The organism is Microbacterium sp. MRS-1 (assembly GCF_000585455.1).
In the GTDB taxonomy this organism is placed as follows: Bacteria; Actinomycetota; Actinomycetes; order Actinomycetales; family Microbacteriaceae; genus Microbacterium; species Microbacterium laevaniformans.
The window spans coordinates 1-10,267 of sequence record NZ_JAUF01000072.1 but is presented as its reverse complement, the minus strand read 5'-3'; the positions used below and the strand labels follow the sequence as shown (position 1 = coordinate 10,267).

5 protein-coding genes are annotated in these 10,267 nt (G+C 66.5%); 4 read left to right on the top strand and 1 reads right to left on the bottom strand.

Annotation, left to right across the window (positions count from 1 at the left end; all coding sequences use genetic code 11):
* The first annotated feature begins 108 nt into the window (after nt 1–108).
* The 3 genes from AS96_RS11790 to AS96_RS11780 all read left to right on the top strand — a co-directional run bounded on the left by AS96_RS11790 (nt 109) and on the right by AS96_RS11780 (nt 5,103).
* Complete coding sequence (locus tag AS96_RS11790; protein WP_036289960.1) at nt 109–999, top strand: hypothetical protein; 891 nt, start codon at nt 109–111, stop codon at nt 997–999.
* Between the two features lie 172 nt (nt 1,000–1,171).
* Nucleotides 1,172–4,012 carry a hypothetical protein gene (locus tag AS96_RS11785; RefSeq protein WP_036289957.1) on the top strand — a complete coding sequence of 947 codons (2,841 nt, stop codon included), beginning with the start codon at nt 1,172–1,174 and terminating at the stop codon, nt 4,010–4,012.
* Entirely contained in the window at nt 4,012–5,103 is a 1,092-nt protein-coding gene (locus AS96_RS11780; RefSeq protein ID WP_036289954.1) for a hypothetical protein, read from the top strand. The genes AS96_RS11785 and AS96_RS11780 overlap by 1 nt, the downstream gene beginning before the upstream one ends.
* 43 nt (nt 5,104–5,146) lie before the next feature.
* Here the strand turns inward: AS96_RS11780 and AS96_RS15760 are convergent, their stop codons facing one another.
* Nucleotides 5,147–5,374: a hypothetical protein gene (locus tag AS96_RS15760; RefSeq protein WP_231477254.1), complete on the bottom strand. Its 228-nt coding sequence runs from the start codon at nt 5,372–5,374 to the stop codon at nt 5,147–5,149.
* On the opposite strand from AS96_RS15760, the gene AS96_RS11775 reads away from it, so the two are divergent.
* Nucleotides 5,366–10,267, top strand: a 4,902-nt coding sequence (locus AS96_RS11775; protein ID WP_231477253.1) for a DEAD/DEAH box helicase, incomplete at its 3' end; no start/stop codon positions are given. The genes AS96_RS15760 and AS96_RS11775 overlap by 9 nt on opposite strands.

Here is a 10,267-nt window from a genome sequence, read left to right as displayed (position 1 = left end):
TGTCGCGTCACCGTTCAAGACTCACCCACCGAGGAGCGGAACCTCTTGATCAACACGCCCTAGGACGTCAGCGATCTCGCCGTCGGTGCTCGCGCTTAGCCTGGAGCCGTGGGAAGACAGAACGGTGACGGTGCAACGGGGCGGCAGCGACGGTGTCCCTTTTGCGGTGCGTCCGGCGTCAAGTTCAGTAAGGAGCACTGGCTGCCTGCCGATTGGGGCGAGTACTTCCCGCGGCTCCCGAACCTGATCTCAGCGCGGCACGACTATGACGGCGAGAGCACGAGTCGGGTCGAGAATCTCAGCCAGTTCGACAAGCAGTTCGATGGCATCTGTCGTGACTGCAACAGTGGGTGGCTACGGGAGATTGACGTTGCTGCGAAACAGGTAGCGATCGATCTCGCCCTCCGGCGACGCGCCTACGTGTCGGCTCCCGAGGTGTTGCCATTGGCGACGTCGCTGTACCGGGCAGCGCTGATCGGGATGTGGGGTCAGCGGGACGCCTACGGGCTGCCATCGACACGCTTCTCTGAACTGTACGAGCTTCGACGGCCTCCTCGAGACGCCCATATTCTTATCGGGCACAACGACGAGGGTTTCCTCTACGCCGGCGGGAACTACAGCGCGCTCACGGTCGACGGATTCCGGGAGACTGCGGTTCGCAGCTTCGCTTTTGGCGGTCTCGGCCATCTCTTCGTCGTCGTTATCGTCAGCGAGCCCGAGCTGGGAGCTGTTGTGAACCACGCGGTGCGCGAGGTGAAGCGGGCGGCCGGCGGCACATTGGTGGCGCTCTGGCCGAACAAGCGGCGACGGGTAGACCTGCCCCAACACCCCATCTCACGTGAGACCGCAGCCCGCGTGACTGAGCTCGGCGTGGTACTGGGGTTGCGTGATCAGCCCGTTGAACGGACCCCGATCCCCGAGCGGGTCCGCGCGAAGTATCCGACGCGCGACGCCATCAATCGCAGCGTTCGGATGCCGACCAAGCAGATCGACTGGTGAGGATCGTCGGAACCGGCGATGCGCGCCGGCATCGATGGGCGCGGTTTCTCGGCGCCGGGAGCCTGGCAGCGCGGGAAACTCGTGCCGGAATGGCGAAAGTTGGGGCAACGTCGGAGGTATCGACCACACTGATATGGATACAGCGGAGTGCGACATGTGGGAGGGGGCATCCATGTCTGAGGTGGTGTCGAGCACGGCCGACGAGATGTTGGAGCATCTTCACGCGCGCCTTGACACCCATTTCAGAGGGATGCGGGATGAGCGCGCGCTTCTAGAAGTCGCTGCGCCCGTTTTCGCCCTCGAACATGAGCTCTCTGCCGAAGACCTTGATCTGCTGATCGCGACGGTGCGGACAGCGGTGTCCGAAGGTCTCGGCTCTCGCCATCGTCGGTGGTGGTTGCCGTTCGTCGTCTACGCCGCTGAGGCCGGCTACGACTATGTCGGGGATGAGTACTGGCGAAGCTTCGAGCGGCGCACGCCCGGCTGGCGCTCTGAGCACCGCGCCTTGATCAAGTCGTGGTTTACGAAGTTCGCGGCGGCATATGGCGGGGCCGTGCCGACTGGCGCCTTCGCTGCGACGTTCACGATCATCGCCTGGCCGATCACGCACGGCGTGCTGCCGACTTACCTGCAGCGACAACTGGCCCAATTGCTATACGAGTTCAGCGCTGCCCTCACCTCGGACCTGCTCGACAACCCACCCGCCCTCGGCCTGAGACTGGCGCAACGAGCGGGGTCGTACACCGAGCGGTTCCGCATCTTCTGCGAGAACACCACCCTTGTCGGGCAGGTCGCCACCGCGCTGTTGTCGGGGCACGATTCACCCAGCCCCTACCTTCTCAACTCCACGCTCGAGCGGATCGTGACTGATCTGTCCAAAGAGCAGCAGGCGCATCACTGGCTGCGAACGGCCCAGCAGTCCGCGCACCGGGCGCGTGGTTTTCGCCCGACCGCGACTCAGGGGCAGACAGCATCGGCGCCGCACACGCAGCCACGCGCGACCGATCCGCGGTTGTATCTGCGTCTGGGGGACCAGTGGAACGCCCATGCGGAGCTCCCCGACTTGACGCCGCTGGGGGCGGGGCTGCCCGACGTGTTCCGGCAGTTGCGGGTGTCGCGGGGTTTCGTCAATGGTGCCGACCGGCACGTGCCGCCGAGCGGACTGCTTTACCCCGGCCAATCGGTCAAGTTCGCGACGTGGCCGCGTACCGATCAAGCCTTCCTGCGGCTGGACCGGGCGCAGGCGGAGACCAACCGGATCCTGGCAGACCAGTGCGTCATCACCCCGGGGCCGTGGTGGCTATTTCGCCGTCAAGGCGCGGGCCTGGCGACCGAAGTGAAGGGCAAGTTGGTTCGCCCTGGGCACCGCTACCTGCTGATCGGGGCGAGTTCGCTGACCCCGCCGACGGTGCCGTGGATCGCCGAGGTGGGAATCAACGTTGAGGGGGTGCGGGGCTACGAGCTCACGGTCCCCGAGCAGGTCAGCGAGAAGGATGCCGCCGCGCTGACCGCGGGCGGCATCGCTGTGCTCACTCACGTCGCCATCCGCCCGGTCGGCATCGTCGCCAGCGCATGGGATGGTGAGGGCGAAGCCGAATGGGTTGCGGGGGAACCGGCAATCCTCGGGATCCGATCCGAACTGGCCCCGCAACGGTGCCGGCTGACGATCGGCGGGGACGTGTACTTCCTTGATTGGCCAGCCGGGCAGGCCGAACAGCTGTTCTCCCTGCAGGGCCTGAGCGTCGGCACCCACGTCGCGAGTGTCAGTCTGCTGGGAGACGATGACCGCCCGATGACCGTCGGCTCCCTCGTGATCACGATTCGAGACCCACAGATCCGCCCTGAGGGCGCCTCTGTCGGCGAGGGGATCCGTCTGCTCTCCACCCCCGCCCGCCCGACCCTCAGCGAACTGTGGGACGAACGCGCCCAGCTCGTGATCGATGGGCCCGCCGGTGCCGAGGCGGACATCGAGGTGAGCCTGCGTGGGGAGCACGGGCAGTCGATCGCAGACCTGAGACGGTCCATCGACCTGCCCGTCGATGAGGAAGCGTGGACCACGCTCGCCAAAGCGATCCGTAAGGATCACCGTTTCAGCGACGCTTACGATGACGCAGAGTCTTGCGTGATCACCGTCGCTCGCGCCGGTGTCGGTTTCGCAACCCTGACCTGTGAGCGCGGCTTCCAACCGCTGCGGTGGCGTTTCGCGCGCAGCCACGAGGGACACGTCCACGCTCGCCTGGTGGACCGCACCGACGGCGACGCCACGACGGTCGAGTTCTACGATGTGCAGTCGCCGACCGTCGCCGTGCCGCGCCCGGTCGGCGCCGACATCAGTGCCCCGCCGCGCGGGGGACTTGTCGTCGCCCGCGCCGGTGACGCGTCGGCGTCTCTCATCCTCCCCACCCAACCGAACGCGCTCCTCCAGCAACCCGCCCTGCGCCCCGCGGTGCCGACCGCTGGCCGCACCTTGACCGACGTCCGCCAACTGGTCGACGCACACGCGCGGTGGCTGAACGCGGAACTGCCGGCGGACGCGTTCGTCGTGTATCAGCAGCAGGTGATCGGTGACGCCATCGCCTGCGCGATCGGGACCATCATCGGAGGGAGTCACTGGGTCGCCATCGAACGCAAGGTTGCTCGCGCGCAGGACGTCGCGGACCTGCTCGCCGAGATGCAGCAGGCCGTCGGGATCTCTACGTCCCACAAGGATCTCGCGACCGCCATCGCGTACAGCCTCTACAGGTGGCTGTCGGCCGGGAGTCTGCTGCGCGGGTTCGACACCGTCATCGCACCGCACCTCGCCAGCAGCGGGCTGGGCGATCACCCGGCGGTGTCCCGCTTCTTGCTGATGCTCGCCGGCCGCCCCGGGCATCTTCTCCAGTGGCCCAAAGACGAGATCACGTTCCTGCTCGAGCAGGTTATGCAGACTCCGCTGCTCTACCGCGCCGCACGGTTCGCGGTTCTCGGCACCCGGGCCCTCAACGACGCCGACGGCGTGGAACGGAGCTTCTGATGCAGATCAACCAGCTCACGGCCGAGACCGCCGCCGCCGCGGCGATACGAACTCTCGGCCTGGACCCCGACATCATCGACCTCACCTCGCTCGAGGCGCTGGCCGCCGCGCTGCGCCGGGCCGCGTCGTTCCTGTGCCCGGCGAGTCCTGGACGACTTGCCGATGCCGTGTACGGCGCCGTGCAGCCACTCGCCGGTGCCGGTGCGGTCACCCGGTCGGGCATCGGGGAGATCCTGGATGAACTGGTCGCTTCCGGGGACCTGCTGGAGCTTCGCCACGACAAAGGCCAGTCGGCGCGGCTGCTGTACTTGGCGCCGCCGTCGTTCATCGAACGACACCCAGGACGCTACCTGCTCACCGGCATTCGACCGTTCGGTGTGCCGTTGATCCTGGACGATCTCGCCCAGATGATCGACTATGAAGGCCCGACACGGTCGATCAGCCTCGATGCGGAGGACGGGCCGACGCAACTCCGCGACCGGGGGCTGCGTTGCGTTTCTAGAGAACGTTGGCTCGCCCGACCGGCCATCGAAACTGCGACCGCATTTCTCGATCAACTTCGGGTGCGCCTCGACACCGCCGCCCTCGCCGGCCACCTCGAGGACATTCAGATTCTCGACCCGGCATCCTCGGTCCGGTACTACGCGGGCCGTTGGCGGCCGCCGGCGGCCTCAGACACCGGAGACTTCATCGCCCGCCGGCCGCAGGCTTACGGCGCCGACTTGTGGTGTCTGGCTCGGTGCGAGCATGGCGTGCCGTCGCGTCTGCTGGAGTGGCCGGTCGACAATCCGGTCCTGCCCGGTCGCGACGAGGCATGGCGCTATCAGGCGGCCGTCGACGCTGCCCGTGGCGTGCCGCAACGATTCCGACGCCGCGCGGGCGACGTAGCCGGCGGTGACCTCGTCTTCGACTTCTTCTCGCCGCTGCCGGGTTTCGCGGAACGTTACCTGCAGTTCGTCGGGCTGTCGCTCGGGAAGACGACGGGTGCGCTGTTCTCGTTCCGTGTGCCCGCCGCCGCGGCTGACGGCGTCGGAACCTTTCTGAATGACATGCTGTGGATGACACAAGAGGAGGCACCACATGGCGTCTGACACTCCCACGATCGCCGAGACGATCGACGATATCCAGTCGGCCCTACGTGAGTACATCGAGGCCACCTACCACGTCGGTCACCCCACGATCATCGAGCAGCGCCGCCAATTGCTGCTGACTGAGGGGGTTCTGTTCAAAGCTCCCTTCATCGAGAGCACCCCGCGGTATCAGACGAACCGCACGTTCGCGGAGCTCGACGTCGACGACGCCGTCCACGACCTGTTCACCCCGCTCACTCAGAAGGTCGGCGCACTCGACCGATTGCTGCACGATCCGCCCTACACTCATCAGGCAGAAGCCATCGAGTGGGCGGCCCGCGACGGCAACAGCCTCGCCATCACGACCGGCACCGGCTCCGGGAAAACCGAGTCGTTCCTGCTGCCGATGCTCGCCAAGCTGGCCACCGAAGCCAAGCACCGGCCGGACTCGTTCGCTGGCCCCGCCGTGCGCGCGCTGATCCTCTACCCGATGAACGCGCTGGTCAACGACCAGTTGGGGCGTCTGCGGCTGCTGCTGGGCGACCCGCGGCTGACGACGCAGTTCCATGCCTGGGCGGGGCGCCCCGCCCGTTTTGCCCGCTACACCAGCCGAACCCTGTACCCGGGTGTGCGGACGGTGAAGAAGGACCAGAAGCGGCTCGGATCGATCGAGGACTTCTACCTGCTGCTGATCGACAAAGCTGCCGATCCGAAAGCGCCCGGGCATGCACAGGCGAAGAAGCTCAAGGAGAAGCTGGAGGCGCGGGGCAAGTGGCCCGCGAAACCCGACCTGAAGGCATGGTTCGGACCCAAGGGCTCGAAGTGGAAGGACGCGAAGAGCGGGCGGTTCGCGAGGGCCGTGATGGGACCGGATGACCCGGAACTCCTTACCCGCCACGAGGTCCTCGCCGCACCCCCGGACGTGCTCATCACCAACTACTCGATGCTCGAGTACATGCTGATGAGGCCGCTCGAGCGGCCTGTGTTCGACCACACCCGGCAGTGGCTGGCGGAAAACCCGGAGGAGAAGTTCCTACTGATCGTCGACGAGGCGCACCTGTACCGGGGAGCCGCGGGCGCCGAGGTCGCACTGCTGCTGCGCCGGTTGCGATCCCGGCTGGGGATCACACCGGATCGTGTCCAGGTGATCACAACGAGCGCGAGCTTCAGCACCCCCGAGTATGCTCGCGCGTTCGCCGCGCAACTGACCGGAAAGGACGAAGCCGACTTCCGGACGGTCACCAGCAAACCGGCGTTGCGATCCGATGCCGCACAGGGCACCCAGGCTGCGGCGACGCTGCTCGCCGGCCTTCCGCTCACGGACTTCTACAACGCGGAGACGGAACCGGCACGCGCGGTCGCGGTCGCCGACCTGCTTGTCGACCGCGGTGTGGACGATCGGGACCGTCCCGTCGCGGCGTTGCTATACGACGCCCTGACCGGCTACGAGCCGATGAACCTGCTCATCAACGAGACGATGCAGAAAGCGCAACCGTTGCATGAGCTTGGCACCGCGGTGTTCCCCGGAGTTGCCACTGAGGTGGCGGACAAGGCGGTTACCGCCCTCGTCGCGCTGGGCAGCGCCGCACGCCGTACCCCCGAGGAAGCGGGCCTGCTGCCTTGCCGGGTGCATGCGTTCTTCCGAGGGCTTCCCGGACTGTGGGCATGTATCGATCCCGAGTGCGCAGCCGTCGACCGTGACGGTCTGCCGGCGGGCGTTGGACCGATCGGCAAGCTGTACCCGCAACCGCAGGCCACCTGCGACTGCGGGGCGCGGGTGTTCGAGTTCTACACTTGCCGTCACTGCGGTTCGGCCTACGCGCGCGGCTACACCGATGATCTGCAGCATCCGACGTTCTTGTGGCATGAGAGCGGCGGCGCGTTCCAGACCACCGCCGGCGCGGTCCCCGAGCTGTTTCCCCTCGACCTGTTGCTGGAAGAACCGCAGGCCGGGGAGGTTCAGGTCGCCGAGATTGACCTGGTGACTGGCCGGCTCGATCCGGACAAGCCGCCGGTCCGCGGCCGCGTCGTTTTTCTCCCGAAGCTGCGCAGCGGTGAGAAGGTGACCAGCGACGACGATGGTGATGACGGGGACGACCACGCCGAAGCGGACGGCGAATTCAAACCGTGCGGTGTTTGCGGACAGTTGGCGGGTTTCTTCGGCCGCTCCTCTGTGCAGGACCACCAGACCAAGGGTGACCAGCCGTTCCAGGCACTCGTAACCCGACAGATCGAGGTGCAGCCGCCCAGCGCCCCGTACTCCACGTTCGCGCCGCTGCGCGGCCGCAAGGTGTTGGCGTTCTCCGACTCGCGTCAGGTCGCTGCACGTCTGGCACCCAACCTGCAGGCGTATTCGATGCGAGACGTGATCCGGCCGCTGATCCTGAAGGGGTGGGAAGAACTGTCCGCCCAGCCGGGCATTGGCAAGCATCTGAGCCTGGAGCGTCTGTACTTGGCGGTGATGGTGGGAGCCAAGCAACTCGAGGTGCGGCTGCGTCCGGAACTACGGGAAGCAGAGTCCCTGCACGTTCTGAAAGCGGTGGGCAAGGCACTCGACAACGGGGCGTTGACGGGAAACGAGGAGGCGCGCGGGGAACTGCTGATGCTCACCTCCCCGCCCCCGCAGGCCCTGTTGCGCGCGATCTACCTGGCCCTGACCGACAAACACTACGGACTGGCGTCTCTGGGACTCGCGTCGATCCGGGAGAAGGCCAGCCTGCGGGACGATCTCCTCGCGGATCTGCCAGCCATCGATAGTGTCGCCACGACCGACGAGCAGCGCCTCGCCCTGGTCCGGCTGTGGCTCGCGCAGTGGGCGACGCCCACACGCGGCATCTGGTTCCCGACGATGACCTCGGAGTGGTGGCGGCAGAAGGGTGGCGTGAAGCCCCACACCGGCAGATTCCAGGCCGTCGACCGCTGGTTGGGAACGCCGGCGGCGAAGAAGAAGTTCAAGGATGAGTGGCTTCCGGTGCTGCTTCCCGCGTTCTGCGAGTTGGAGGGCGCGAAGTATCGGCTGCTCGCCGGCACGGTCGCGCTGGAGTCGGGCGGGTTGTGGGGATACTGCGAGCGGTGCCGGTTCACCCAGCGCCCCTTCCCGGGATCAACCCGTTGCGTCAACTGCAACCAGAACCAGGTGCGCACCCTCGACCCCACGACCGACGAGGTCTTCCAGGCGCGCAAGGGCTACTACCGACAGAGCGCCGAACGTGCCCTGCAGTCTCCCCACAGACCCATCCTCAGCATCATCGCCGCGGAGCACACCGCCCAGTTGAATGCGGCCCAATCCGACGCGGTCTTCTCACGTGCCGAGGAGTACGAACTGCTGTTCCAGGACATCGATGTCGGACTGCCCCGACCGGGGGAACAGGAACGCGCCGCGATCGACGTGCTCTCATGCACGACCACGATGGAGGTCGGCATCGACATCGGCAGCCTGTCGGGAGTCGCCCTGCGCAACATGCCGCCATCGCGTGCCAACTACCAACAACGGGCGGGACGTGCGGGGCGTCGAGGCAACGCGGTTGCCACGGTCGTCGCATTCGGCAGTGCCGACACGCACGACGACCACTACTTCCGTAACCCGCACCTGATGATCCGCGGTGACGTGGACGACCCGGTGCTGACGTTGGACAACGACGAGATCGCCCGTCGGCATGTCATCGCCTACCTGCTGCAGCGGTACAACCAGGACAGGTTGCCCGAGATCGACCCGGAGGATCAGCCGCAACTGTTCGAAGTGCTCGGCACCGTCCGCGGGTTCGTGGGCACCACGTCACCGTTGAACCGCACCGACTTCGAAGGGTGGCTGACCGAGCATGAGACCGTGCTGAGAGACGACATCGCGTCGTGGCTGCCGGCCGAGCTGACCGCAACGGACCGATCGCGTCTCCTCGACGGCCTGATCACAGCAACCCTCGACGCGATCGATGACGCGCTCGACCTGCAAGCCGATGGGAAGCTGCCCGAACCGGAAGATGGCGACGCCGCCCCACAAGAGGTCGTGGTCGAGGACGGCGATGCTGGCGAGGACGGCGCTGAGGTGCCCACCGAGCAGCGCAGCCAGTCGAATCTGCTCGATCGCCTCCTCTACAAGGGGGTGCTGCCGAGGTACGCGTTCCCGACCGATGTGGTGGCGTTCCACGTCTTCGACCGTGCCAAGTCGGAACGGTTCCACACCGAGTTCCGGTATGCGCCGAGCCAGGGCCTGCCGGTCGCGTTGACCCAGTACGCACCCGGCAAGGTGGTGTGGATCGACAACAAGGAATGGACCTCCGGCGCCATTTACGCGCCGATGCACAAAGAACGAGCTCAAGCGTGGCGCGACAAGATGCTCTACTTCGAATGCCAGGTGTGCCACTACGCCAAGCACGTGCCGGCAGACCAGGCCCAGCGCGGCGAGGAGCGTGATTGTGACGCGTGCGGCGCGCCCGGCAAGTTCGGTAAGGCGATGAACTGGATGCGACCGCCCGGGTTCGCCCACCGCGCTAATGACGATCCCGGCACCAGCCCGGACGACGCGCCGGCGAACAGTTACGCCACGCGCGCCAAACTTGTCGCTGAGGGCCCGGAGCGCGAAGAAGCCTGGGATCACGTCACACCCCGCCTCGAGCAGACCTACCGGCGGGACACACTGCTGGTCACCAACACCGGTCCGCGCGGCGAGGGATACACATACTGCACGAAATGCGGGCTGATCGAACCGACGCATGGTGCCACGGGCATCGTCGCCGGCCCCCACACCAAGCCGTTCCCCGACGAGCGCGAGCAAGAGTGTCAAGGAGCAGGTTCGACGAAGGGTCTCGTGCTGGGTACCGACTTCATCTCCGATGTACTGCTCGTGCGGTTGAGCGTCGAGAAGCCACTCACTCTGCGCCCGGAGTTGCTGTCCACACAGGTGGCGCTTCGGACCGTCGCGGAAGCGCTCACGATCGCCGCGACAGGTGAACTCGACGTGGACGCGAGCGAGTTGCAGGCCGAGTACCGCCCCGCGCTGACACCGGGCGGTAACCACGGGCAGGAGGCGGAGATCTACCTGTACGACACGCTCGCCGGCGGTGCCGGGTTCACACGGCGGGTGCACGGGTACGGGGAATCGATCTTCCGGAAGGCGCTGGACCGCCTAGGCCGTGTTGCTAAATCCATTGCAAGGCTGCGGAGAGGCAGAGCCCGGCTGCGTATGAAC

Coding starts and splice junctions, on each gene's coding strand:
- AS96_RS11785 (WP_036289957.1), top strand. CDS start 1,172: ATGTCTGAGGTGGTGTCGAGCACGGCCGACGAGATGTTGGAGCATCTT.
- AS96_RS11780 (WP_036289954.1), top strand. CDS start 4,012: ATGCAGATCAACCAGCTCACGGCCGAGACCGCCGCCGCCGCGGCGATA.